The sequence below is a fragment of the Demequina iriomotensis genome, from assembly GCF_000971395.1.
Lineage (GTDB): Bacteria > Actinomycetota > Actinomycetes > Actinomycetales > Demequinaceae > Demequina > Demequina iriomotensis.
The window spans coordinates 171,697-195,459 of sequence record NZ_BBME01000014.1; the positions used below are offsets into that span (position 1 = coordinate 171,697).

Here is a 23,763-nt window from a genome sequence, read left to right on the forward strand (position 1 = left end):
AGCGCTACCTCCGGCCGGGTTCCTTCGCGCTAGAGGCGCGGGGTGCGCGGAGGCTCCTCCCGCCGCGACCCCGCGCCTTCGTCGTGCGTGGCCTCGAAGCCCGCAGCGAGGCGCAGGAGCCTCACGTCGTCCCAGCCGCGTCCCGCGAAGGTGAGGCCCGCCGGCATGCCGATGTCGCGCATCGTGCCCATGGGGACGGTCACGGTCGGGACGCCCAGGTGGCGGATCGCCAGGTTGCCGTTCGCAACCCACACGCCGTTGCGCCAGCCCGCGTCCGCGCTGTCCGGGTTCACATCCATGTCCGCGGCGCCCACGTCCGCGACGGCGGGGAACACGATCGCGTCGAGGCCCAGCGAGTCCATCCACTCCTCGAGGTCGAGGCGACGGGTCTCCTCGAGGCCGCGCAATCCGCCCTCGATCGCGGGGATGTCCTCGAAGCGCGCCGGCAGGCCGGCGCGGACCACCTCGGGGTAGACGGCGATGTCGTCGTCGAAGCCGGTGTAGCGGTCCGGGAGCGCGCCGGCGGGATGGGGGAAGATGCGCGCGCCGTCCACGGCCGTGAGGTCCGGGAGCGCGGGGTCGCCGTTGGCGCGCAGGAAGTCGTCCCACGCCCATGCCGAGAGGTCGACGATCTCGCGCCGCAGGTACTCGGGGCTGACGAGCCCGCGCGTGGCGATGGTCGGCGCCCCCGCGCGGTCGCCCTCGTAGCGGCTGACCATCGGCAGGTCGACCTCGACCACGGTCGCGCCGGCGGCCTCGAGGTCGCGGCGGGCGGCCTCCCACAGGTCGAGCTCGCTCGGGCGGGGCACGATGCGCGTGCCGGTCGGGCCGCCGATGCCGCCGTCCCCGGTGCCGGCCTCGGGGTCCGTTCCCAGGTACATGCGCGGGACGCCGATGCGGGCGCCGGCGAGCGCGGCGACCGCACCCTCCGCGAGCGCCGGGTAGGACGGGGGACGATGCGCGGCGACGGTCGGGAGGGCGATCCACGGCTGGGCGCGCCACAGGTCGCCGCGCGTGTCCGGGTCCTCGGCGACGATCACGTCGAGCACCTCGAGCAGGTCCGCCATGGTGCGGGTGTGCGGCACCACCACGTCCATGGTCGGCACGAGCGGCCAGTTGCCCCGCACCGAGATGACGCCGCGGCTGGGCGTGTAGGCGCACAGCGCGTTGTTCGAGGCGGGGCCGCGGCCGGAGGACCAGGTCTCCTCCCCCAGCCCGAAGGCCGCGAAGCTGGCCGCGGTCGCCGTGCCCGAGCCGTTGGAGGAGCCCGAGCCGAACGGCGCCGTGAGGTAGGCGGCGTTGTAGGGGCTCTCCGCGCGACCGTAGACGCCGCGCTGCATGCCGCCGTTGGCCATCGGGGGCATGTTGGTGAGCCCCAGGCAGATCGCCCCCGCGGCGCGCAGGCGCTCGACGGTGAACGCGTCGCGCTGCGCCACGAGGTCCGCGAACGCCGGGCTGCCGGCGGCCGCGGTGAGTCCCCGCACGAGGTACGAGTCCTTCGCCGTGTACGGGATGCCGTCGAGCGGACCCCGCGCCTCCCCGCGGGCGCGGCGCGCGTCGCTCTCACGCGCCTCCGCGAGCGCGTCCGGGTTGTCGACCACGACGGCGTTGAGGGCGGTCGATGTGCCGGGGCGGTCGTACGCCTCGATGCGGGCGAGGTACGCCTCGACAAGCGCCACGCTGGTGACGTGGCCGGACTCGAGCGCGCCGCGAAGCCGCGCGATCGAGGCCTCGACCACGTCGAAGCGGGTCATCCCGCCACCGCCGGCTGCTGCTGCGTGATGCAATGGATGCCGCCGCCGCGCGCGAAGATCTCCCGCGCGTCGACGGTCACCACGGTCCGTCCCGGGTACGCGTCCGTGAGGATCTCGCGCGCTCGCGCATCCGCCGCCTCGTCCCCGAAACCGCACGCGACCACGCCGCCGTTGGCGACGTAGTGGTTGACGTAGCTCCAGTCGACGGGTCCGTGCTCGTCCGACAGCTGCGCGGGCGCGGGCAGGTCGACCACCTCGAGGCTGCGGCCCGCGGCGTCGGTCTGCGCCTTGAGCAGGTCGCGGAGGTCCGCGCTCACGCCGTAGTCGGGGTGGGCCGGGTCGGTCTGCCCGTGCAGCAGCACGCGCCCCTCCCCCACGAGCGTCGCGACGATGTCGACGTGGCCGTTGGTGCCGAAGTCGTCGTAGTCGCGCGTGAGGCCGCGCGGTAGCCAGATCGCGCGCGTCGCGCCGAGCCGTGCCGCCATCTCCGCCTCGACGTCCTCGCGAGCGAGGCCCGGGTTGCGGCGCGGGTCCAGCTGCACCGTCTCGGTGAGCAGCACCGTGCCCTCGCCGTCGACGTGGATCCCGCCTCCCTCGTTGGTGAGGTCGCTCGGGACGAGCTCGGCGCCTGCGGCCTCGGCGACGATGCGCCCGAGGCGCGCGGACTTCTCCCACTCCGCCCACGCGGGCGCTCCCCAGCCGTTGAACACCCAGTCCACCGCGCCGAGGACGCCGGGTCGCGCATCGTCCACCACGAAGGTGGGGCCCACGTCACGCATCCAGAACTCGTCGACGGGCGCCTCGAGGATCTCGATCCCCTCGCCGAGCATGCGACGGGCCCGGGCGGTCTCCGACGGGTCGACCACCATCGTCACGGGCTCGAGCTGCGCCACCGTGTGCGCCACGCGCGTCCACGCCCTGTATCCCGCCTCCCGCTCGGCATCGGTCGCGCCCAGCGTCGGGCCTTCGCACGGGAACGCCATCCACGTGCGGGTGTGGGGCGCGGTCTCGGGCGGCATGCGCCAGGCCATGGGTCCTCCTCGTGCTGGGATGCCGAGAGTAGCGCGAGGCGCGCGTCAGCCTCGGGACGCAGGGGCCTCGACGTCGACGCGCGTGCGGTAGGCGTAGGTGACGTACGGCATCGCGTGCTCGCCGTCGCCCGCGAGCTCGGGCGTGAGGGAGATGAGATGCTCGAGCGCCGCGTCGAGGTCCGCCCGGTACGCCTCGGTGCCGGTGATGTAGTTGCTGCGCGAGCGCACGAGCGCGCGCAGGCCGTCGATGGTGATGGGGCGGCGCCACGCCAGCTCGCGGCTCTCGAGCGGGCCGAAGGGCGCTCCGACGCGCGGCGGCCCGGCCGCGAGCATCGTCTCCGCCGAGGAATGCCCGACGGCGCGCGACAGGGCCGCGACCCAGTCGCTGCGCTCGTCGCGGATGTTCCAGATGAGCCCCAGCACGCCGCCCGGCGCCAGGACGCGAGCGATCTCCCGCGCGGCCGTGTCGGGATCGACCCAATGCCATGCCTGGCCCATCACCACAGCATCGACGCTCGCGTCCTCGAGCGGGATCTCCTCGGCGCGCCCGAGCCGCGTCGCGACGCGCGGCACGTGCGCCTCGAGCGTGGCGAGCATGACGGGGTCGGGGTCGACCGCGATCACCTCGGCGTGTCGACAGCGATGGATCGCCTCCGTCAGCTTGCCCGTGCCTGCGCCCAGGTCGAGCACGCGGCCGCGGACGCCCTCGAGGAGCCAGTCGACCGCCTCCAGGGGGTAGCCGGGACGGCCCTTGGCGTAGTCCGCCGCCGCCTTGCCGAAGCTGAGCGATCTCTCGGTCACGGGTCCACGGTAGCCGCGGTGAGCGCCCGCGGGAACGTCGGACCTGCCCCTTCCCTCGACACCTGTGCGGCGATAGCGTGACTGCAGGGTTGGGGGGGTCCACGATGAGCCGACGATGGCGGATGCGCACCACGATCGCGTGGTGGTGCGCCGTGGCGTATGGAATCGCCGTGATCGGGATCGCGCTGCTCGCGCCGCTGTACAGCAGCGCGACCGAGGATTCCGACGGGGTCCAATCGCTCTCGACGGCGACGCTCGTCGAGGTCGAGGGAGTGAGCGGGCTGGTCACCATGAGCGTGCCCCTGCTGGTGACGCTCGCGGTGGGTGCCGCTCGCGTCGCGCCGACGCGCTGGGGACGGCCCGTCGCGTGGGTCCTGTGGTCGCTGCTGTGCGTCGGCACCGTGCTCGCCCTCATGTCCGTCGGCGTGCTCGTGCTCCCGCTCACGGTCGCACTGCTGATCGTGTGCCTCGAGCCCGGTTCGGCGCGGATGGCGGAACGAGCGAGCGTCCCGGCATGACGAGCACGCGCAGCCGGTTGATCGCCGGCCTGGGCGCGGTCGCCGGCACCGCGCTGGTCGCCGCGACCGCGCTCGCGGTGCTCCCGCCGTGGCAGACGGCGGAGGTGGCCGTCCCCGCGGACGATGCCGAGGCGGGCGCCGTGGTGCGCGCCTACGTGGCGGCGCTCGACGCGCATGACTGCGCGACCGCCGAGGCCCTGTCCGCGCCCGACGCGGTCGACGCGACCGCGCGGTGGTGCGGCCGGGTCGCGCACCTCGACGGCGTCGACGTCGCGGACGCCGTGGTGGAGGACCCGGCGTGGTCGGGGCGCCCCGCGACCGTCGAGGTGGTCATGGTGCCCGTCACGTTCGACCTCGACTGGCGCCTCGGGCACGGCGACGTGTCAATGCCCGAGGGCAGGACGGTGTGGGGCTACGTGCTCGTGAGGGAGGACCCCGCCGACCCGTGGCGGATCGCCGATCAGGGAGTGGGCTGAACCACAGTCCGGGCGCGGGGCGCGCGCGGCGGGGCCGGCCGGCGGCTCGGCCCCGCCGCGCGGGTCACCCCAGCGTCCGATGACGCGCCGCGAGCACCGCGACGCCGCCGAATCCCAACAGCGCCGCCATCCACGCGAGCAGCGACGCCACGTCGGCGCCGGTCTCGGAGAGCTCGCCGGACGCGCCGGCACCCTCGGCGCCTGCGCCGCCCCCAGCGCCCGCGACGTCCGGGTCGCTCGGGGCGCTCGGGGCGCCCGCACCGTCGACGTCGGGCGTCGACCCGTCCTCGTCGTCGGAGGGGCTCCGCACCGGCGCGATGACGGTCACCACGACCGTGGCCGTGGTCTCGGCGCCCTCGGCGTCGCGCACGGTGTACGTGAACGCGTCGGTACCGACGAAGCCCCCGTCGGGCGCGTACGTCACCGAGCCGTCGGCACCGAGCGTGACCGTTCCGTGGGCGGCCTCGGTTGTCGCGACGACGCGCAGCGCGGTGCCCTGGTCGTTGCCCGTGAGGTCCGCCTCGGCGAAGGTCAGCGGGACGCCTGCGCGCGTGGACCCCGCATCGTCCGCCGCGACGGGCGTGACAACGATCGCGAGGACGGCGGATGCGCGCCCCCCGGACGAGTCCTCGACCGTGTAGGCGATGCGCGTCGTGCCGCTGAAGCCCGCCGCGGGCGTGAAGGTGTAGGCGCCGTCCGCCCCGATGGAGAGCGTGCCGACGCCCGCCGCCGGGGCGTCGTGGGCGACGACGGTGAGGGCGCTGCCGACATCGTTCGCGAGCACGCCCGCGTCCGCGCCGCGGGTCAGGCCGAGCCCAGCCGTGGTCGCGTCGGCATCGTCCGCCGCGGCGGGCGTGACCTCGATCGTGAGGATCGCGCTCGCGCGGCGGCCCTCGTGATCCTCGATGGTGTAGCCCGCGGTCACGGTGCCCGAGAACCCGTCGGCCGGGGCGAACGTGTACGAGCCGTCCGCTGCGATGGCGAGCACGCCATGCGCTGCGGCCACGGCATCGTGCGCCACGACGGTGAGGGCGCTGCCGAGGTCGTTGACGAGCACGCCGTCGACGGCCGCGCGGCTCAGGGGGTCGCCCGCGACCGTCGCGTCGGCGTCATCGACCGCCGCGACGTCGACCGCGATGGTGAGCGTCGCGCTCGCGCGCTGCCCCGACGCGTCCTCGACGGTGTAGGTGGTCACCACCGTGCCGGAGTACCCGGCGGGCGGGGTGTACGCGAACGAGCCGTCCGCGGCCACGGTCAGGGTGCCCTGCCCCGCCGCGAGCGCGTCCCAGGCGACCACGGTGAGGCCCGCACCCGCGTCGTTCGCGAGCAGACCGTCGGAGCCGCCGCGGCTGAGGGGCGTGTCCGCCGCCGTGCCCGCGACGTCGTCACGCGCGGCCGGGGTCACCGCGACCGTCACGTGGGCGGTCGCGCGCCGGCCCTCCGCGTCCTCCACCGTGTAGGTGAAGACGTCCGCGCCGGAGTAGCCGGCCTCGGGCGTGTAGGTGATCGAGCCGTCGGCGCCGAGCACCGCCATGCCGTGCGCGCCGTCGGTCGCGGCGACCACCGCGAGGGCCGAGCCGCGATCGTCGTCCGTGAGCTGCGCCTCGGTGAGCGTCACCGGGTCGCCGGACCGCGTCGCGGCGGAGTCGGGACCGGCGGTGGGCGTCACCGTGAGGGTGAGCGTCGCCGTGGCACGCTGCCCGGCGGCGTCCTCGACCGTGTAGGCCGCGCTCGTCGTGCCGCTGAAGCCCGCGGCCGGCGTGAACGTGTAGCCGCCGTCCGCATCGATGACGAGCACTCCTGCCGCGGCCGGGACCGGATCCGCTCCCACCACGCGCAGGGCGGAGCCGCGGTCGTCGGTCAGCACGCCCGCCCCCGCGCCGCGCGTGAGGGTGGCGCCCGCCTCCACGGTGTCGGCGTCGTCGTCGGCGGTGGGCCGCACCACGATGGTGAGCGTCGCGGTGTCGGTCGCGCCGTCACCGTCCTCGATCGAGTAGTCCGCGGTGACGATGCCGGAGAAGCCGGACGCGGGCGTGTACGTGTACGCGCCGTCGGCCGCGATCGCGAGCGTGCCGGCGGCCGCGGCGATCGCGTCGTGCCCGGTGACCGTCAGGGCGCCGCCGATGTCGTTGACGAGCACCCCCGCGGCGGCTTCGCGCACCAGCGCGGTGTCGAGCGGCGTCTCGTCGCTGTCGTCGACCGCCTTCGCGGCGGCGTGGACGGTCGCGACGGCGGAGACCGGCGCGAGCGGCGCCGCATCGGGGTCCGTCGCGGATGCCGTCGCGGTGTTGCGCACGTAGCCGCGTGCGACGTCCGACGCCGTGACCGTCGCGGCCGCGGTGCAGGTCACCGTCGCATGCGGGGCGACGGTCGCCCACGTGCAGCCCGACGTGGTCGCGGTCGGGTCGGCCACCGCCACGGCCGTGAGCGGCACGTTGCCCGTGTTGGTGAACGCGAGGTCGAACGTCAGGGTCTGCCCGGCGACGACGGCGCCCCCGGTGTGGGTCTTCGTGAGGCTCATGCCGGGCGCGGGGGGCCACTCGAGCGTCATCGCGTAGTCCTCGACCTCGCCGGCCGAGGAGAACCCGGTCGGGGTCAGCTCCGCGGCGGTCGGCGCGATGCGGAACCGCGCGAACGTGGTCTGAGTCGCGAGCGGTCCCGCAGTCGCGGGTACCTCGAACACAAGGTCGACGGTGCCGCCGCCGTCCGGGCAGGCCTGCTGATCCGAGCGCTCGGAGTCCTGGAACACGCCGTCGCCGTCGAAGTCGATCCAGCCGGCCACGAGCCCCGGCTCGGCGGCCGAGGCGTAGCAGCGGACAGCGGGGATGGTGAGGGTGCCGCCGGGGGTGAGGTGGTAGGCCGGGTCGAGCGTGACACCGTCCTCGTCGCCGATGCCCGCCGCATCGTCCCCGCCCGCGTCCGCGCTGGCCTGCGAGACGCCCTCGAAGTCGACGGTCGGGCCCAGGCGGAGCACGGGCGCGAGCTGATCGGCGAGGGCGATGGTGAACACGCCCTGGCCGTCGCCGCCGGTGTAGAGCGCCGGCACGCCGCCCGTGAAGCGACCCTGGCTCAGCGCCGCGGCGGCGCCGTAGCCGGTCGGGGCGTCGCCGAAGTCGACGTCGATGACGACTCCGAGCGCGATCGCCTCGTTGCCGCGGCCCTGAAGCGTCACGTCGGTCGCGGCGCTCACGCCGTCCATGAACGCCACCGCCATGGGGTTGGGCGTGGGCCCGCCGCTGGCCTCGCACGCGGTCGACTTGGAGCCGTACATCATCAGCGTGCTGGTGGTGGCCGTCTCGGTGCGGCGCAGGTAGTTGTCGTTGGTGCATGCCGCGCCGCGGACGCGGTCGAGGATGCGCCAGGTGCCGGCGTTCGAGATGGTCGCGCCGACGCGCTCCCAGGTTCCGCTGCCGGAGTACACCGACGACTCGGCCGAGGCCATGACGAGGCCGGCGAGCGGGAGCGGGCTCGAGGCCGCACCGTCGACGAGCGCCGCATCGCACTCGAAGTCGAAGGTGACGGTCGAGCCGCTGGTGACGTTCCCGACGCCGGCCACGAGGCCGTTGCTGGTCCCGGTGCCACCGATGTTGTAGAGATCGTCGAGGCCATCGCCTCGCCAGGTGCCGCTCGCGTAGGCCTTGATGGTGTCGCCGGCGACCTCGTCGATCGCGCAGGTGACGTCGATCCGCTGCGCACCGATCGCGATGGACTCCGTGGTGACGATCCTTCCGTCGGGACCAGCCGTGAGCGTTGAGCCCGACGCACCCCACGAGATCCACTGGACGGACGGGAAGCGGGCGGTGCCGCCCGTCGCGGCGACGGCGCCGGCGGGCGGCGCCGTCAGGACGCCGGGCACCACCGTTGCGGCGACCAGGGTGGACAGGATGGCGACCGCCGGAAGGCGGCGCCGGGGCGCGCGGGCGCGCAGGAGCGACGTGGCTCGGTTCACAGGAGTTCCTCAGCTCATCCGTGCCCGGCTCGGGGCTCGGCGCCGGCCCTCAGCGTGCTGGGGCGCTCGAGCCCGGCGAGCGGGCATGGTCTGTCAACGACCCGTGAAATCTAGCGGGCGCCGGGAACCGATGTGAGCAACGCCACGCCGGTGAGGTCCGTCACACCGGCGGCTGCGGCGCCGGCGGTCAGGCACCTCGGGCATCACGCCGGCCGAGGTGCCCTACCGGGAGCTCCGGAGAGGAGATCAGCGTCCCGCGACCACGCCTCCGGCCGGTGCGATCTCGGCGATGCGCGCAAGGTCGGCGCCGGTAAGGACGACGTCGGCCGATGCGATGTTCGCGGCGACGCGGGAGGCGTTGCGCGAGCCGGGGATGGGGACGATGTAGTCCTTCTGGGCGAGCAGCCAGGCGATCGCGAGCTGAGCGAGCGTGGCGCCCTTCTCCGCCGCGAGCGCGGTGAGCCGATCGACGATCGCGACGTTCGCGTCGTAGCTCTCGGGGGCCCACCACGGGATGCGCTGACGGAAGTCGTGCGGTCCGTACTCGCTGCGGGGCTTGACCGCGCCGCTGAGGAATCCGCGCGCGAGCGGCGAGTAGGCCACAAGGCCGATGCCGAGCTCCTCGAGCACGGGGAAGAAGGCCTCGGACTCGCGGGCGAAGATCGAGTATTCGGTCTGCACCACGGAGATGGGGTGGACCTCGTGGGCGAGGCGCACGTTGTCCGGCGTGGTGTTGGACAGGCCCAGGAACCGCACCTTGCCCGCGTCGACGTACTCCTTCATCACACCGACGACGTCCTCGACCGGCACGGCCGGGTCGTGCACGTGCTGGTAGAGCACGTCGATGTGGTCGACGCCGAGGTTGCGCAGGCTGTTGTCGACGACGGTGCGCACGTGGTCGGGCTGCGAGTTCGGGGCGTAGGCGGGCGTGAAGCCGAACTTGGTGGCGATCGTGACCTGATCGCGGATAGGCGCGAGGGCGGCGCCGAGCAGCTGCTCGCCGACGCCCCAGCCGTACATCTCGGCGGTATCGAAGTGCGTGACGCCGAGGTCATGCGCGGCGCGGATCGCGGCGATGGACTCGGTGTCGTCGCTCGGACCGTAACCGACCGCCGTGCCCATCGCGCCGTAACCGATGGCGGAGACGGCGAGGCCCTGGCTGCCGAGGATGCGCTGTTCCATGAGGTGTCCTTTCTCGAATGACTTGACGACAGAATACGCCCATTCTGTCAGTCTCTGCCACTTGTGGCGCGATATGATGGATCTATGAGCGAGATCACCAGACCCGGAGGCATGCGTGCCATCGCGCGCGACGCTGTCCGTGCGCGCATCTCCGAGGTCGCCGTCGACCTCTTCGATGAGCACGGCTTCGACCACGTCACGGTCGAGCAGATCGCCGCCGCGGTCGGCGTCTCGCCGCGCAGCGTGCACCGGTACTTCCCCGCGAAGGAGGACACCGTCATCGGCGATCCAGCCGGCTGGGGCGAGCATGTGCGGGATCAGCTCGTGGCCCGCCCGTCGGAGGAACCCGTCTGGGAGGCGCTGCTCGCGTCCTACGAGGCGCTGCTCGCGACTCCTGGTCGGAACGAGGAACAGGGCAGGAAGGCGATGCGGGTCCTCGGCAGCACGCCGGCCCTGCGGGCGCGCAACCTCGAGAAGCACCTGCTGTGGGCCCGCATGCTCACACCCGTCGTCGCGGAGCGCCTCGACGGCGACCACCGGGACCTACGCGCCGAGACGATCGTCCAGGCGTCCCTCGCCTGCTTCGACATCGCGCTCACCGCGTGGGCGGAGGACGATGCCGCGGAGAGCGCGGTCGCACTCCTCCGCCGCAGCTTCGGCGCGCTCCAGCCCACCGCGTAGGCGTTTCGCGCGAGTCGGCGCCCGCGACCCCGTCGCGACGCCCGCAGCCGACGGCATCGTCCCCAGCCGTCGAACCGTGACGTGGAGGCGTGCCGTCGCCGAAAAAGGTCAGCCCGACGGCGCGATCACGTCAAGACCCATGGCTCGGGCCGCCTCGCCGAGCCTGTGGTCGTAGGTGAGGATCGCAGCGGCATCGAGTCTCATCGCCGCCTCGAGATGCAGCGCGTCCAGCGTCCGGAGGTAAGGCATCGGCAGGAAGCCGGCGCCGCGATAGACGGCACGGTCGAGCGCAGCGAGCGCAACGCCATCAAGGACCCGCGTCACGTCGGCCTGGTCGAGCCCCTCGCGCACCGCCACGCGACGCAGCTCGGTCTCGAGAAGGTCGCTGGAGACGAGCACAGAGGGGGTGCGGTCGAGCCATTCCAGGAGCGCCTCGCTCTCCGCCTGATCGATCAGCAGCGCACCGAGCGCCGAGGTGTCGACGTAGACGACCGCGGGGGCAGTCACAGTCGTTCGCCGCGAAGGTCGTCAAGGGTCGCAGCGAGGCCTCGCCCCGAGACCCTGCGGCGGATGCCCAGCGCCGCCCAGCCGCCCTCGCGCCTCGCGGGACGCGCGATCGGCAGCGCCGGCGCCGGCGCATCGAGCGGCACGAGACGCCCCACGGGCACGCCACCGTTGGTCAGAACGAACGAGCGGCCCTCGCTCACCGCGCGGAGCACGCGACCGGACTCGTTGCGCAACTCACGCTGCGACAGGCGCTCGATGGCGCTCTCGGATGCCTCCACACTTCACCGTAGCACGCGTGCTACAAGTGCGACGAGGGCCTGCTGAACGATCGCGCCAGCGCCATGGCGCTGCACGCAGAGGCCGGGGTACTGGACGTTGAACCTGAACTCGACGCCGTTCCGTAGCCGAACAACCTCACGGCCGCCGAATGCAGTCAGGCAACCTGCAAGGGCTTGATCGCAGCGATCTGATCCGCGGCGCGGTCCTCGGCAAGATCCAGCTCGTAGTGCGACTGAAGGTTGAGCCAGAACTCCGCGGACGTGCCGAAGTACCGTGCCAGGCGCAGAGCGGTATCGGCCGTGACGCCACGCTTGCCGTGGACGATCTCATTGATGCGCCGCGGGGGCACACCGATCGATACGGCAAGCTTGTTCTGCGTGATCCCGAATCCCTCGATGAAGTCCTCCAGGAGAACCTCGCCCGGGTGGATGGGCGGAATCTTGTCAGTGGTAGTCAACGATCTCCACCTCCTCTGGTCCAGCATCGGCCCACACGAAGCAGATCCGCCACTGGTCATTGATCCTGATGCTGTGTTGACCACACCGATCGCCCTTCAAGGCTTCGAGCCGATTGCCCGGAGGGACCCGAAGATCTTCGAGCGTCTCGGCAGAGCCGAGTTGGCGGAGCTTGCGAAGCGCCACGCGTTGGATTCGTGGATCCAAGGCAGGTACGCGCTCACGACGCCACAGGCGCTCAGCGTCCTTGTCGCCGAACGATCTGATCACGCGAGCATTGTATAACGCGATGCGTCAATAACGCTAGACGCTAAACCTGAACTCGACCGCGTTCCGTAGCCGAATCACCTCTCGGCGGCAGCACCGATTGCCACGGCGCACGCGCTCACAATGGCATCGCTCGCAGAGATCGCCTCGCGAATGTCATCGCGGGTCGCCTCGGGGCGCGCGTCCTCCGGGTACTCGGTGCTGTTGCGCACCTGCCGCATCCAGTCGAACTCGGCGATCTCCTCGACCGCCTGCGGCATCAGCACGGCCGCAGCGAGTCCGGTGTTGCGGTGCGCACCTCCCACGGGTCGGACCCGCAGCCCGTGAACCGCCAGCACCGCGGCCAAGGCCTTCCGCGCGCCGTCGTACGCGGCGGTGAAGGCCATCGCGACGTCGTCCGTCTCGGCGAGAATGCGGGCGGTCACGAGGTGGCGCTGCGCCGTGGTGATCACCGACCGCGCGTGATCTGTGTTGATGGCCACGCGCTCGAGCCGACCCGACGCGAGCATCCGCGCGATCGCGTCGGGGAGCTCATGCATCGGCCGTACCGTTCAGGAGCGCGACCATCGGGCGGTCCTTCACAGTCGCAAGGAAGGGTGCCGGATCATCGGCGTCCCACTCCTCTCGGGAGACGCGAGCGACGTTGACCTCGACGCCGAGGCTCTCGGACGCGGCCTTCGCCGCGTCCGACAACCCTCGCCGCGAGGCGGTTCCGACCACGAGCACGTCGATATCGTGCGGAAACTCCCCGGCCTCGCCTGACCGTCGCGCGGCCCACGAGCCATAGATGTAGGCGTCGTCGATACCATCGATGTCGGCGAGCACCTCGCGAAGCACCGGCACCGGTCCGTAGGTCGCAGCGATGATCTCCTCCATCAGGGCGAACAGTGGGTGCTCGGTGTTGGCGCGCACCATCCGGTTGCGGCCCACGGTGCGATCACGGAGGACGCCAGCGTCAACGAGCCGGCCGACCTCCTTGTGCACCACGCCCGCACCGGCACCCGTCAAGCGGCCGAGCTCGGCGAGTGAGAACTCCTCATCGGCGCGACCAAGCGTCTCCGCGAGCAGCGCTCCGGAGACATCCGACCTCACGAAGGGCGTAAGCGCCGACGGCAGAGTCTTCACAAAAAGTGACGATATATTCCTGTTAAAAGAAAGGTCAAGGCGGATTTCTAGACGTTGAACCCGAACTCGACCGCGTCCAGTGGCCGAACAACCTCTCTGGGAGCACGCTGCGCTGCGGACCGGCAACGACGATGTTCCTCCAAATACGCATCGCACTACAGTCTCGACATGACCCTTGCCGATGACGAGGCCCTGGCAGCCGCTGCCGGTACCCCAGACGACGTACTGATCCAGCTTCTCTCCCACCGGAACTGGCACGTGCGTTGGGAGGCAGCGCAGAACAGCGAAGCGAGCGACGCGGTGCGACTCGCGGCGCTCGCAACGGGCGACAAGGATCTTGCTGCCGCAGTCGGCCAGCTAGGCGACGCACTCTCGTCGACAGTTCTCGAGGCCGTCTTTGACCACCCGAAGAGGGACGGGCGCGAGCAACTTGGATGCGTTGTTCGTGACCGAGCGACGCAAGAGCGCCTTGCCTCGGGCCCTGACGTGAAGGTGAGGGCGTCGCTAGCCGTGAGCAACGAAGATCTGCCTGAGGACCTGGTGCGCAAGCTCGCAGCTGACCGACGCGCCGAGGTCCGGGCGTGCGTCGCCAAACGCCGCTCGCTCCCTGAAGACCTCGTCATCGCATTTGCGTCGGACCGGTCCGCCAACGTGCGATGGTGGCTTCTTTGCATGCGCGACACTCCCGAGGTCGCGGCACTGCTCCGCGAAGACCCCGACGAGATGACAAGAAACCACGCACGCCGAGTGCTTGGCGAGCCGCTCACCTAGAGCTTCGGTCGAGGCTCAATTACACATTGAACCTGAACTCGACCGCGTTCCGTAGCCGAACAACGTCTGGTTGTCCACGACGGCGCGATGCGGAACCGCATCGGATCAGGAGACCGTCCGCGCCCGCAAGGCTTCGACAAGCTGGGCCTGGGTGGGGCAATCGGCAAGGCCCGCATTCGTCGGGTAGACCCGACACGCGAGAGCGAGGAGCAACTGCCCCGTAGGGAACAAGTCCTCTCCATCCACGAGGATCGTCGGCGAGCCCGCGAAGGAAGTCTCAGCCGCCTGCTCGGACGTACGGACAAGTTGCTCCTGGACCTCGACCGCAGCCAGACCCAGATCGTCGAGCGCCGCCCGCAGACGCACCCGCGCGTGCGCATGGCCGGGGCAACTCTCAATATGCAGCAACTCGACTTTCACGAGTCAACTGTCCACCGCAACCATGCCGCAGGGCAACCACTGCCGCACCGCGCATACCGCCGCGTCAACCGCCAGATGTTAGACGGCGACTACACATTAAATCTGAATTCGACCACGTCGCCGTCCTGCATGACGTAGTCCTTGCCCTCGATGCGGACCTTGCCCTTGGCCTTCGCCTCGGCCATCGAGCCGGTCTCGAGCAGGTCGTGGAAGTGGACCACCTCGGCCTTGATGAACCCGCGCTCGAAGTCGGTGTGGATCACGCCCGCCGCCTGCGGGGCCGTCCAGCCCTGGTGGATGGTCCACGCGCGGGCCTCCTTGGGGCCCGCCGTGAGGTACGTCTGCAGGCCGAGCGTCGCGAAGCCGACGCGCGCGAGCTGGTCCAGCCCGGACTCGTTCTGGCCGTTCTCGGCCAGCATCTCGCGGGCCTCGTCCTCGGTGAGCTCCACGAGCTCCGCCTCGAACTTGGCGTCGAGGAAGATCGCCTCGGCCGGCGCGACCTGCGCCGCGAGGGCGGCCTTCTTGGCATCGTCGGCGAGGACCGCATCGTCCACGTTGAAGACATAGATGAACGGCTTGGCCGTCAGCAGGTTGAGCTCCCGCACGTCCGCGAGGTCCAGCTTGGCCGCGGCGGCGCCGGCGCTGAGCGCCTTGCCCGACTCGAGGATCTCCTTGGCGGTCTGGACCGCGGCGAGGAAGTTCGGGTCGGCCTTCTTGGCGCGCACCTCCTTCTCGAGGCGCGGGATCGCCTTCTCGACGGTCTGGAGGTCGGCGAGGATCAGCTCGGTGTTGATCGTCTCGATGTCGGACGCCGCGTCGACCTTGCCGTCGACGTGGATGACGTCCGGGTCCTCGAAGCCGCGGGTCACCTGGCAGATCGCGTCCGCCTCACGGATGTTCGCGAGGAACGCGTTGCCCAGACCCTCGCCCTCGGACGCGCCCTTGACGATGCCCGCGATGTCGACGAACGACACGGTCGCGGGGACCTCACGCTCGGAACCGAAGACCTCGGCGAGCTGGCCGAGGCGCGCGTCCGGCAGCGGGACCACGCCGACGTTGGGCTCGATGGTCGCGAACGGGTAGTTCGCGGCGAGCACCTCGGCGCGGGTGAGGGCGTTGAAGAGCGTCGACTTGCCGACGTTGGGGAGACCGACGATTCCGATGGTAAGAGCCACGGGCGACAAGTCTACCGGCGGACGGTCCCGGTGCCCGCCGGGACGATGCGGCGGTCGCCGCCCCGCAGAGGTGACCCGCGCATCGTCCGGCCGTAGGCTGGCGACGTGAGCGTCGAGGAGATCTTCAACCAGGGCGCCGCGCATCTGCGCGAGCAGAAGGACCTGGACAAGATCCGTCCCGCCACCGAGGTGGTGGGCGAGGCCCCGCCGCGCGACGAGGACGATCCGCTGGCCGATCTCGACATCCCGGCGCCCGAGTAGCGCGGCGCGCCGACCGGGGTTGCCCCCTAGGGCGCGGAGGCGCTCCGGAAGCGACCGTGGGTGCCCCATTCGGCGCGTGCGGCGGGAGCAGGTACGGCGGGAGCAGGTCCGGCGGGAGCACGAGGGCCCCGGCCCTCCCTCGCGGGAGGACCGGGGCCCTGTGCGTGCTCGGCGCCTAGGCGCCGAGCGGGATGTTCGCGCCGGGGATGGCGTCGAGCAGCTTCTGCGTGTACTCGGTCTGAGCGTTCGCGAAGATCTCCTCGACGTTGCCCTTCTCGACGATCTTGCCCTTCTCCATCACCGCCACGTCATCGGCGACGACGCGCACGACGGCGAGGTCGTGGGTGATGAACAGGTACGTGAGCCCCAGCTCCTCCTGCAGGTCCGCGAGGAGCTGCAGGATCTGCGCCTGGACCAGCACATCGAGAGCGGAGACCGCCTCGTCGAGGATGACCACCTCGGGCTTGAGCGCGAGCGCACGCGCGATCGCGACGCGCTGACGCTGACCGCCCGAGAGCTCATTGGGGTAGCGCGACGCGATCATGCGCGGCAGCGCGACCTCGTCGAGCACCTCGTTGACGCGCAGCTCGCGCGACTGCTTGTCGCCGACCTTGTGGACGTCGAGCGGCTCACGGATGATCGAGCCGATCGAGCGCATCGGGTCCAGCGAGCCGTAGGGGTCCTGGAACACCGGCTGCATGCGCCGACGGTGCGCGAGCATCTCGCGCTTGTCGAGCGCCGTCGCGTCCTTGCCCGCGATGAGGATCTCGCCCTCGGTCGCGGTCTCGAGGCCGAGCACCATTTTGGCGACGGTGGACTTGCCCGAGCCGGACTCGCCCACGAGCGCCATGGTGGTGCCGCGCGGCACCTGGAAGCTCACCTGGTCCACCGCGGTGAACGGCTCGGACTTGAAGCCGCCCTTGCGGATCGAGAAGACCTTGGTGAGGTCCTTGACCTCGATGGCGGGGACGCCGCCGTGGTCCGCGTGCTCCACCACGTCGTGGCGGTGAGCCGAGGCGGCCACCAGGTCGATCTCGTCGCCCTGCGGGGCGTCCGTCACCACGATCTTCTGGGACTTGAGGCGCTGCGACGCGAGGCTCGGGGCCGCCGCGATGAGGCGCTTCGTGTACGGGTGCTGCGGGTTCTGCAGGATCTCGAGGCTCGGGCCGGCCTCGACGATCTTGCCCTGGTACATCACGATGACCTTGGACGCGCGCTCGGCGGCGAGGCCCAGGTCGTGCGTGATGAGCAGCAGCGCGGTGTTCTTCTCCCGCGTGAGCGACTCGAGGTGGTCGAGGATCACGCGCTGCACCGTCACGTCGAGCGCCGAGGTGGGCTCGTCCGCGATGAGCAGCTTGGGGTCCGCCGCGAGACCGATGCCGATGAGCACGCGCTGGCGCATGCCGCCGGAGAACTGGTGCGGGAACTGCTTCATGCGGCGCTCCGCGTCGGCCAGACCGGCCTCCTGGAGCACCTCGATGGCGCGCTTGTCCGCTTCCTTCTTGTTCTTGGCCATGTTGTTGGCCATGACGGCCTCGCGCACCTGGAAGCCCACGTTCCACACGGGGTTGAGGTTCGACATGGGGTCCTGCGGGACGTAGCCGATCTCACGACCGCGGACGCGGACGATCTCCTGCTTGGACGCCTTGGTCAGGTCCTTGCCGGCGAACATCACGGAGCCGCCGGTGATGCGGCCGTTGCTCGGGAGCAGGTCGATGATGCCGGTCGCGGTGGTCGACTTGCCGGAGCCCGACTCGCCCACGATCGCGACGGTCTCGCCCGGGAAGATGTCGAACGAGACGCCCTTCACCGCCTGGACGAAGCCGTTGCCGGTCTGGAACCCGATCTCGAGGTCCTTGATCGAGACGAGCGGCTCAGCGGTGTCGGTCACAGAGGTCTCCTGGGTCATCCGCGGGCCCTCGCCTTCGGGTCGAGGGCGTCGCGCACGAGCTCGCCGAGCGTGATGAAGGCGAGGACGGTCGTGGTGAGGAAGATCGACGGCCAGATGAGCGTCATCGGGGCCGTGCGGATGCTGGTCTGGGCCGCGCTGATGTCGTTGCCCCACGACATCACCTCGGACCCGAGACCGACGCCGAGGAAGCTCAGCGTCGCCTCCGCGACGATCGCGCCACCCAGGGACAGCGTCAGGTAGACGATGACCGGGGTGATCGAGTTCGGCAGGACGTGCGAGATCAGCGTGCTGAACTTGGTGCGTCCGGTGGCCGTCGAGGCCATGACGAAGTCGCCCGACTTCACCCGCAGGATCTCGGAGCGCAGGATGCGCGCCAGGGATGCCCACGCGAAGCCACCGATCGCGAACGCGAGCGTCCACACCGAGCGGTACTCCGACAGCGTGGTCATGACGACCACGGCGGCGAGGATGTAGGGGATCGAGAAGAAGATGTCGCCGATGCGCGAGAGCACCGAGTCGACCCAGCCGCCGTAGAAGCCGGCGAGCGATCCCATGATGATGCCGACGACGCCGGAGATCAGGGTCGCGAGCAGGCCCACCGCGAGCGAGGTGCGTGCGCCCCACACCACGCGGGCGTAGACGTCGCAGCCGCGCTTGGTGAAGCCCATCGGGTGGCCCTCGGTCGCGCCGGCGTTGCTGAACTCGAGGTGGCAGTCGTCGTTCGGGGCGACGTCCGTGAACAGCGTCGGGAACAGCGCCATGAGGACGATGACCGCCACGGCCGCGAGCGAGATGTAGAACAGCGGGCGACGGCGCAGCGAACGCCACGCATCGCGCCACAGGTTCGACGGCTTCTCGTCGAGCTTGATCTTGTCGACCTCGACGGCGTCCTCGTCGAACGGTGCGACGTAGTGCTCGGGCTTAGGCATAGCGGATCCTCGGGTCGAGAACGGCGTACAGGAGGTCCACCAGGATGTTGATGGCGACGTAGGCGAGCACCATGACGGTCACGAAGCTCACGACCGTCGGTCCCTCGCCACGGATGATCGCCTGGTAGAGCGTGTTGCCGACGCCGGGGACGTTGAAGATGCCCTCGGTCACCGTCGCGCCGACCATGAGCACGCCGAAGTTGGCGGCCGAGTTGGTGACGACGGGGATGAGCGAGTTGCGGAGCACGTGCACGGGGATGACGCGGCGGCCCGGGAGACCCTTCGCGTACGCGGTGCGCACGAAGTCGCGGCTGCGCGTGTCGATGACCGTGCCGCGCATGAGTCTCATCGATGTGGTGAAGAGGCTTGCGGCGAGCACGATCGCCGGCAGGAGCATGTTCGAGAAGCTCGTATCCGCGCCCACCGTCGGCGACGCCCAGCCCCACTTGATCGCGATGAAGTACTGCGCGAGGAAGCACAGCACGAAGATCGGGACCGAGAGCATGATCAGGCCGATGACGAGGGTCAGGTTGTCGAAGAACTTGCCCTTGCGCAGGCCGGCGAACAGGCCCAGGACCACGGCGACGCAGAACTCGATGGCGATCGCCATCGACGCGAGCTTCAGCGTCACGGGGAACGTGCGCGACAGGACTGCGCCGACGGACTCACCCGAGAAGGTGGTGCCCAGGTTGCCCGTGAAGAGATCCTTCATGTACAGGCCGTACTGCACCAGGAACGGCTGGTCCAGGTGGTACTGGGCCGCCAGCTGGTCGTACAGCGCGGGGCTGGGCGTCTTGTCGCCGAACATCGCGAGGATGGGGTCTCCCGGCATCGAGAAGACCATGAAATAGATGAGGAAGGTGGTGCCGATCACGACCGGGACCGCCTGGAGGAGGCGGCGGACCACATACATCAGCATGGGCGCGCTCCTCGGATGTGCTTCGTCTGGAACATATGGTGGCCGATTCTACTCTGCGTGCCGCGTGTGTCCGTCCCCACGGTGAGGATAGCCGCGCTCGAGGCCCCGCACCGCGCGAGCATAGTCGCTGCGGTCGGGGCCTCGGGGACAGACGCACGATGGCCCGCCCCGCTGTTCGCGGGGCGGGCCAAGGTGGATGCTAGTTCTTCGTGATCTCGTAGAACAGCGGGACCGAGTGCCAGTCGAACTGGACGTTGTCCACGGTCTCGGCGTAGCCGCCGGTGACGTTCGAGTACCACAGCGGGATCGCCGGGAGGTCCGTGAAGAGGATCTCCTGGGCCTGCTGGAAGATCTCGTTCGCCTTGGCGGTGTCCGCCTCGGCCGAGCCGGCCTTCAGCAGGTCGTCGAACTCAGTGCTCGAGTAGTCGCCGTCGTTCGAACCCGCGCCGGTGCCGTAGATCGGGCCGAGGAAGTTGAACAGCGACGGGTAGTCCGCCTGCCAGCCGGTACGGAAGGCCGTGCCGATGGTGCGGTTCGAGACCTGCTCGCGGAAGTCACCGAAGGTCGCGAACGGGTTGCCGAGCGCGTCGATGCCGAGCGTGTTCTTGATCTGGTCGGTGACCGGGTCCACCCAGCCGGCGTGGCCGCCGTCGGCGTTGTAGCCGATCTGGAAGGTGCCGTCCCACTCGGAGATCGCGTCGGCCTCGGCCCAGAGCTCGACAGCCTTCTCGGGGTTGTAGTCGAGGACCTCGGAGCCGGGGATGGAGTCCGACCAGCCGTCGATGACGGGCGAGGTGAAGTCCGAGGCGGGGGTACGGGTGCCCTGGAAGATCGTGTCGGTGATGAGCTGACGGTCGATCGACATCGAGATCGCCGCACGGCGCAGCGCGCCCTCCTCACCCGAGAAGTGCTCGAGGTCCTGCGGGATCGTGAAGGACTGGAAGATCGCGGCCGGCTGGTTCACGGCGCGGTCGCCCAGGTCGGCCTCGAAGGTCTCGAAGGCCGAGTCCGGGATGGTGTCGATGACGTCCACGTTGTTCGCGAGGAGGTCCGCGTAGGCGGCGTCCGGGGTCGCGTAGAACACGATCGAGAGGCCGTCGTTCTGCGGCACGCGCTCACCGACGTAGGAGTCGTTGACGGCGAGGTCGATCTGGACGTCGTGCTTCCAGTCGTCCGCCGAGGCGAGCGTGTAGGGGCCGTTGCCGACGGGGGCCTTGCCGAAGGCCTCCATGTCCTCGAAGGCCGAGTCGGGCAGCGGGTAGAACGCCGAGTAGCCGAGCGACAGCGGGAAGTCCGACTGCGGCTGCTTCAGGGTGATGGTGAACGTCAGGTCGTCGACGACCGTGAGGCCCGACATCTCCTCGACGCCCTCGTCCCAGCTGAAGCCCTCGATGGGCTCGAAGAAGTACGAGTTGGCGTGCGCGTTGTCGAGGTTCGCGCCGTAGTTCCACGCGTCGACGAAGTTGTGCGCCTGGACGGGCGTGCCGTCGGTGAAGGTCCAGCCGTCCTTGAGCTTGACGGTGAAGGTCTGCGAGTCCTCGGTCTCGATCGACTCGGCGACCTCGTTGTGCGGGGCACCCGTGGCGTCGTAGTAGACGAGGCCGGCGAAGATGGCGTCAAGGATCTTGCCGCCACCCGTCTCGTTGGTCATCGTCGGGATGAGCGGGTTCTCCGGCTCGGAGCCGTTGGTCTTGATGATGGCGTCACCGGCAGGTGCGGCCGAGTTCGTGGCCTCGTCATCCGAACCGGTGGACGAGCAGCCGACCAGCACGAGCGCCGACGCCGAAGCGAGGGTGACACCGCCGATCACGGACTTGCTGAACTTCACTTTTCCTCCTACAGACGCCCGCCGCGCGGCGGGCTGGGATAGGCGCCTCCCCGGGGTGTCGGAGCGACGACTCGGATGCACGCTGATGACGTGCAACTCGGACAGGCTAAACAATCTCGGGTTACCGGAGTGTTTCTCCGCCGGAATTGACCCCCTTTTGTGACCAAACAGTAACCCCGCGTCTCACCATATGGGACGCGTGTGAGGCGCATCACGCGACAATCCCCACGATTCGGACGGGAGGCGTCCGCGTCGTGTTGTCGGAGCCCTCTGCGATGCTGACGCCATGATCGAGATCACCATCGCCCTCGTGTCCCTCGCCGTCGGCTGCGCGCTCGGGGCGGCGCTCATGGCGGCCCGCGGGGCGGGGATGCGGGCCGACCTCGCCGACTCGCGGGCCAGGCTCGCCGCGGCCGAGCAACGCGAGAGCCTCGCGGCGGCGTCCCAGGAATCGCTGCGCGACCAGTTCCGCGTGCTTGCGGCCGATGCGGCGCGCACCCTCGCGGAGACCCAGGAGCGACGCCTCGCGGCCGAGCGCACGGCGCAGAGCGCGGAGGCCCAGCGGCGCGAGGAGACGATGCGGCGGCTGGTCGACCCGATGGCGAAGGCGCTGGACGAGGTCCGGCGGTCGACCACGGACGCGGACAAGGCCCGGCTCGAGACGGAGACGCGCCTCACCGCGCAGGTGCGGGCGCTCATGGACGCCTCGGAGAAGGTCGGTCGCGAGACCGCGGGCCTCAAGGCCGCGCTGCGACGCCCCGAGGTGAGGGGCCGCTGGGGCGAGCTGCACCTCCGGCGCGTGGTGGAGGTGGCAGGGCTGGTCCACCACGTCGACTTCGTCGAGCAGGCGACGGACACCGACGAGGACGGGCGCCGGCTGCGCCCCGACATGCTCGTCCACCTCGCGGGCGGACGCACCGTGGTCGTCGACGCGAAGACGCCGTTCGACGCGATCCTCGATCTCGACGACGAGTCGATCGACCGCGAGGAGACCCTCGACCGTCACGTCGACGCGGTGCGCAAGCGCGTGCTGGAGCTCAAGGGCAAGGCGTACAGCAGCCAGGTCGACTCGCGGCTCGAGTTCGTCGTGCTGTTCATGCCGGCGGAGTCCTTCCTGCAGCTCGCCCTCGAGCGCGACCCGCGCCTGCAGGAGTGGGCGTGGGATCAGGGCGTCGTCATCGCGACGCCGACCATCCTCGTCGCGCTGCTGCGCACCATCGCGCACGCGTGGCGCGAGACGGCGCTCGCGGAGAACGCCCAGCAGGTGCTGAGCACGGGGCGCGAGCTCTACGACCGGCTCACCAAGATGGGCGATCACCTCGCGAGGCTCGGTCGGTCGATCGAGGGGGCGAGCAAGGCCTACAACGACACCATCGGCGCGTTCGAGCGTCGCGTGCTTCCCTCGGCGCGGCGCATGGGCACGCTGCAGGAGCTCGACTCGGAGTTCGCCGCGACGCCGCTCGACACCGAGGTGCGCGAGCTCACCGCGGCCGACGTCCCCGTCGAGACCGGCGCGCGCGAGGGCTAGGCGCGCAGCGCGCGCTCGGCCTCCTTCGCCTTGAGGTCGGCGCGGATCTCGCGCGGCAAGGAGAACATGAGGTCCTCGGTGGCCGTGCGGACCTCCTCGACCGTCTCGTAGCCGCGGCCCGCAAGGTCCGCCAGCACGTCGCGGACCAGGATCTCGGGCACCGAGGCACCCGAGGTCACGCCCACGGTGGCGACGCCGTCGAACCACTCGTCGCGGATCTCGGTCGCGCGGTCCACGCGGAACGCCGTCCGCGCCCCCGCCTGCAGGGCGACCTCGACCAGGCGCACCGAGTTGGACGAGTTCGCCGAGCCGACCACCACCACCAGGTCGCACTCGGGCGCGAGCTTCTTGACCGCGACCTGCCGGTTCTGCGTGGCGTAGCAGATGTCGTCGCTCGGCGGGTCCTCGAGCGACGGGAAGCGCTCACGCAGGCGTCGCACGGTCTCCATCGTCTCGTCGACCGACAGCGTGGTCTGGGAGAGCCACACGACGTTCTCGGGGTCCGGGACGTCGAGCCCATCGACGTCCTCGGGCGAGTTCACCACGATGGTGTGCTCGGGCGCCTCGCCCGCGGTGCCCTCGACCTCCTCGTGCCCCGTGTGGCCGATGAGCAGGATGGTCCGCTCGTCGCGCGCGAAGCGGATGGCCTCCTTGTGGACCTTGGTCACCAGAGGGCACGTGGCGTCGATCGTGAGCAGCTGCCGCGCATCGGCCGCCTCGCGCACCGCAGGCGAGACCCCGTGCGCGGAGAACACGACGCGGGCGCCTTCGGGCACCTCGTCCGTCTCGTCGACGAAGATCGCTCCTCGCTCGGAGAGCGTCTCCACCACGTACTTGTTGTGGACGATCTCCTTGCGCACATAGATAGGTGCGCCGTGGAGCTCGAGGGCCTTCTCGACCGCGATGACCGCGCGGTCCACACCGGCGCAGTAGCCTCGCGGCGCGGCCAGCAGGACGCGCTTGGTGGGGGTGTCGGGCATGGCGTCCATCCTACG

General features: G+C 70.6%; 24 protein-coding genes. 6 read left to right on the forward strand and 18 right to left on the reverse strand.

Annotated elements, in window-relative coordinates; all coding sequences use genetic code 11:
* Positions 1 to 29: 29 nt before the first annotated feature.
* The 3 genes from AOM09_RS09715 to AOM09_RS09725 are packed head-to-tail and all read right to left on the reverse strand — an operon-like array spanning position 30 to position 3,586.
* Positions 30 to 1,754: an amidase gene (locus AOM09_RS09715; protein WP_062387479.1), complete on the reverse strand. Its 1,725-nt coding sequence runs from the start codon at positions 1,752 to 1,754 to the stop codon at positions 30 to 32.
* Positions 1,751 to 2,785 (reverse strand): agmatine deiminase family protein, encoded by a 1,035-nt coding sequence (locus AOM09_RS09720; protein WP_062387482.1) that lies wholly within the window; start codon positions 2,783 to 2,785, stop codon positions 1,751 to 1,753. Before AOM09_RS09720 ends, AOM09_RS09715 begins: the two co-directional genes overlap by 4 nt.
* 45 nt (positions 2,786 to 2,830) lie before the next feature.
* Positions 2,831 to 3,586 (reverse strand): class I SAM-dependent methyltransferase, encoded by a 756-nt coding sequence (locus AOM09_RS09725; protein WP_062387485.1) that lies wholly within the window; start codon positions 3,584 to 3,586, stop codon positions 2,831 to 2,833.
* Positions 3,587 to 3,708: 122 nt separating this feature from the next.
* Between AOM09_RS09725 and AOM09_RS09730 the strand changes: the two genes are divergently transcribed.
* Both AOM09_RS09730 and AOM09_RS09735 read left to right on the forward strand, forming a co-directional pair.
* Positions 3,709 to 4,104: a hypothetical protein gene (locus AOM09_RS09730; RefSeq protein ID WP_062387488.1), complete on the forward strand. Its 396-nt coding sequence runs from the start codon at positions 3,709 to 3,711 to the stop codon at positions 4,102 to 4,104.
* Positions 4,101 to 4,580, forward strand: coding sequence for a DUF4829 domain-containing protein (locus AOM09_RS09735; RefSeq protein WP_062387491.1), 480 nt, complete (start codon positions 4,101 to 4,103; stop codon positions 4,578 to 4,580). Before AOM09_RS09730 ends, AOM09_RS09735 begins: the two co-directional genes overlap by 4 nt.
* Positions 4,581 to 4,644: 64 nt before the next feature.
* Here the strand turns inward: AOM09_RS09735 and AOM09_RS09740 are convergent, their stop codons facing one another.
* Complete coding sequence (locus AOM09_RS09740; protein ID WP_062387494.1) at positions 4,645 to 8,529, reverse strand: CshA/CshB family fibrillar adhesin-related protein; 3,885 nt, start codon at positions 8,527 to 8,529, stop codon at positions 4,645 to 4,647.
* A 246-nt stretch (positions 8,530 to 8,775) separates the two neighbouring features.
* Positions 8,776 to 9,711 carry an aldo/keto reductase gene (locus tag AOM09_RS09745; RefSeq protein ID WP_062387497.1) on the reverse strand — a complete coding sequence of 312 codons (936 nt, stop codon included), beginning with the start codon at positions 9,709 to 9,711 and terminating at the stop codon, positions 8,776 to 8,778.
* A gap of 84 nt (positions 9,712 to 9,795) precedes the next feature.
* Here AOM09_RS09745 and AOM09_RS09750 point away from each other — a divergent pair, with 84 nt between their 5' ends.
* Positions 9,796 to 10,392 carry an acyl-CoA-like ligand-binding transcription factor gene (locus AOM09_RS09750; RefSeq protein WP_062387500.1) on the forward strand — a complete coding sequence of 199 codons (597 nt, stop codon included), beginning with the start codon at positions 9,796 to 9,798 and terminating at the stop codon, positions 10,390 to 10,392.
* 108 nt (positions 10,393 to 10,500) lie between these two features.
* Here AOM09_RS09750 and AOM09_RS09755 read toward each other — a convergent pair whose 3' ends face one another.
* The 6 genes from AOM09_RS09755 to AOM09_RS09780 all read right to left on the reverse strand — a co-directional run bounded on the left by AOM09_RS09755 (position 10,501) and on the right by AOM09_RS09780 (position 13,025).
* Positions 10,501 to 10,899: a type II toxin-antitoxin system VapC family toxin gene (locus AOM09_RS09755; protein WP_062387503.1), complete on the reverse strand. Its 399-nt coding sequence runs from the start codon at positions 10,897 to 10,899 to the stop codon at positions 10,501 to 10,503.
* Entirely contained in the window at positions 10,896 to 11,177 is a 282-nt protein-coding gene (locus AOM09_RS09760; protein ID WP_062387506.1) for a type II toxin-antitoxin system Phd/YefM family antitoxin, read from the reverse strand. The genes AOM09_RS09755 and AOM09_RS09760 overlap by 4 nt, the downstream gene beginning before the upstream one ends.
* A 155-nt stretch (positions 11,178 to 11,332) precedes the next feature.
* Positions 11,333 to 11,635, reverse strand: coding sequence for a HigA family addiction module antitoxin (locus AOM09_RS09765; protein WP_062387592.1), 303 nt, complete (start codon positions 11,633 to 11,635; stop codon positions 11,333 to 11,335).
* Positions 11,622 to 11,903: a type II toxin-antitoxin system RelE/ParE family toxin gene (locus tag AOM09_RS14990; protein ID WP_082099006.1), complete on the reverse strand. Its 282-nt coding sequence runs from the start codon at positions 11,901 to 11,903 to the stop codon at positions 11,622 to 11,624. Before AOM09_RS14990 ends, AOM09_RS09765 begins: the two co-directional genes overlap by 14 nt.
* A gap of 74 nt (positions 11,904 to 11,977) precedes the next feature.
* Positions 11,978 to 12,409, reverse strand: a complete 432-nt coding sequence (locus AOM09_RS09775) for a HEPN domain-containing protein (RefSeq protein WP_169747640.1) — start codon at positions 12,407 to 12,409, stop codon at positions 11,978 to 11,980.
* Between the two features lie 22 nt (positions 12,410 to 12,431).
* On the reverse strand, positions 12,432 to 13,025 hold the full coding sequence (locus AOM09_RS09780; RefSeq protein ID WP_062387516.1) for a nucleotidyltransferase family protein: 594 nt from the start codon (positions 13,023 to 13,025) through the stop codon (positions 12,432 to 12,434).
* A gap of 168 nt (positions 13,026 to 13,193) precedes the next feature.
* Here AOM09_RS09780 and AOM09_RS09785 point away from each other — a divergent pair, with 168 nt between their 5' ends.
* Positions 13,194 to 13,796, forward strand: coding sequence for a hypothetical protein (locus AOM09_RS09785; protein WP_062387520.1), 603 nt, complete (start codon positions 13,194 to 13,196; stop codon positions 13,794 to 13,796).
* A gap of 105 nt (positions 13,797 to 13,901) precedes the next feature.
* Here the strand turns inward: AOM09_RS09785 and AOM09_RS09790 are convergent, their stop codons facing one another.
* Positions 13,902 to 14,216 carry a hypothetical protein gene (locus tag AOM09_RS09790; protein ID WP_062387523.1) on the reverse strand — a complete coding sequence of 105 codons (315 nt, stop codon included), beginning with the start codon at positions 14,214 to 14,216 and terminating at the stop codon, positions 13,902 to 13,904.
* Between the two features lie 89 nt (positions 14,217 to 14,305).
* Positions 14,306 to 15,391: a redox-regulated ATPase YchF gene (gene ychF / locus AOM09_RS09795; RefSeq protein WP_062387526.1), complete on the reverse strand. Its 1,086-nt coding sequence runs from the start codon at positions 15,389 to 15,391 to the stop codon at positions 14,306 to 14,308.
* A gap of 105 nt (positions 15,392 to 15,496) precedes the next feature.
* Between ychF and AOM09_RS15225 the strand changes: the two genes are divergently transcribed.
* Positions 15,497 to 15,652, forward strand: a complete 156-nt coding sequence (locus AOM09_RS15225; protein ID WP_156162320.1) for a hypothetical protein — start codon at positions 15,497 to 15,499, stop codon at positions 15,650 to 15,652.
* A gap of 175 nt (positions 15,653 to 15,827) precedes the next feature.
* Here the strand turns inward: AOM09_RS15225 and AOM09_RS09800 are convergent, their stop codons facing one another.
* The 4 genes from AOM09_RS09800 to AOM09_RS09815 form a co-directional block, all read right to left on the reverse strand.
* Entirely contained in the window at positions 15,828 to 17,561 is a 1,734-nt protein-coding gene (locus AOM09_RS09800; RefSeq protein WP_062387529.1) for a dipeptide ABC transporter ATP-binding protein, read from the reverse strand.
* Positions 17,558 to 18,493 (reverse strand): ABC transporter permease, encoded by a 936-nt coding sequence (locus tag AOM09_RS09805; protein ID WP_062387532.1) that lies wholly within the window; start codon positions 18,491 to 18,493, stop codon positions 17,558 to 17,560. Before AOM09_RS09805 ends, AOM09_RS09800 begins: the two co-directional genes overlap by 4 nt.
* Positions 18,486 to 19,412: an ABC transporter permease gene (locus AOM09_RS09810; RefSeq protein ID WP_062387534.1), complete on the reverse strand. Its 927-nt coding sequence runs from the start codon at positions 19,410 to 19,412 to the stop codon at positions 18,486 to 18,488. The genes AOM09_RS09805 and AOM09_RS09810 overlap by 8 nt, the downstream gene beginning before the upstream one ends.
* Positions 19,413 to 19,611: 199 nt before the next feature.
* Positions 19,612 to 21,240 (reverse strand): peptide ABC transporter substrate-binding protein, encoded by a 1,629-nt coding sequence (locus tag AOM09_RS09815; protein ID WP_062387537.1) that lies wholly within the window; start codon positions 21,238 to 21,240, stop codon positions 19,612 to 19,614.
* 286 nt (positions 21,241 to 21,526) lie between these two features.
* On the opposite strand from AOM09_RS09815, the gene AOM09_RS09820 reads away from it, so the two are divergent.
* A complete protein-coding gene (locus AOM09_RS09820) occupies positions 21,527 to 22,768 on the forward strand; it encodes a DNA recombination protein RmuC (protein ID WP_062387540.1) in 1,242 nt (413 codons plus the stop codon).
* Here the strand turns inward: AOM09_RS09820 and AOM09_RS09825 are convergent.
* Complete coding sequence (locus AOM09_RS09825; protein ID WP_062387543.1) at positions 22,765 to 23,757, reverse strand: 4-hydroxy-3-methylbut-2-enyl diphosphate reductase; 993 nt, start codon at positions 23,755 to 23,757, stop codon at positions 22,765 to 22,767. The genes AOM09_RS09820 and AOM09_RS09825 overlap by 4 nt on opposite strands.
* Positions 23,758 to 23,763 lie beyond the last annotated feature (6 nt).

Coding starts and splice junctions, on each gene's coding strand:
- AOM09_RS09775 (WP_169747640.1), bottom strand. CDS start 12,409: ATGCTCGCGTCGGGTCGGCTCGAGCGCGTGGCCATCAACACAGATCAC.
- AOM09_RS09805 (WP_062387532.1), bottom strand. CDS start 18,493: ATGCCTAAGCCCGAGCACTACGTCGCACCGTTCGACGAGGACGCCGTC.
- AOM09_RS09720 (WP_062387482.1), bottom strand. CDS start 2,785: ATGGCCTGGCGCATGCCGCCCGAGACCGCGCCCCACACCCGCACGTGG.
- AOM09_RS09810 (WP_062387534.1), bottom strand. CDS start 19,412: ATGCTGATGTATGTGGTCCGCCGCCTCCTCCAGGCGGTCCCGGTCGTG.
- AOM09_RS09715 (WP_062387479.1), bottom strand. CDS start 1,754: ATGACCCGCTTCGACGTGGTCGAGGCCTCGATCGCGCGGCTTCGCGGC.
- AOM09_RS09750 (WP_062387500.1), top strand. CDS start 9,796: ATGAGCGAGATCACCAGACCCGGAGGCATGCGTGCCATCGCGCGCGAC.
- AOM09_RS09730 (WP_062387488.1), top strand. CDS start 3,709: ATGCGCACCACGATCGCGTGGTGGTGCGCCGTGGCGTATGGAATCGCC.
- AOM09_RS09745 (WP_062387497.1), bottom strand. CDS start 9,711: ATGGAACAGCGCATCCTCGGCAGCCAGGGCCTCGCCGTCTCCGCCATC.
- AOM09_RS09825 (WP_062387543.1), bottom strand. CDS start 23,757: ATGGACGCCATGCCCGACACCCCCACCAAGCGCGTCCTGCTGGCCGCG.
- AOM09_RS09735 (WP_062387491.1), top strand. CDS start 4,101: ATGACGAGCACGCGCAGCCGGTTGATCGCCGGCCTGGGCGCGGTCGCC.
- AOM09_RS09800 (WP_062387529.1), bottom strand. CDS start 17,561: ATGACCCAGGAGACCTCTGTGACCGACACCGCTGAGCCGCTCGTCTCG.
- AOM09_RS09820 (WP_062387540.1), top strand. CDS start 21,527: ATGATCGAGATCACCATCGCCCTCGTGTCCCTCGCCGTCGGCTGCGCG.
- AOM09_RS09785 (WP_062387520.1), top strand. CDS start 13,194: ATGACCCTTGCCGATGACGAGGCCCTGGCAGCCGCTGCCGGTACCCCA.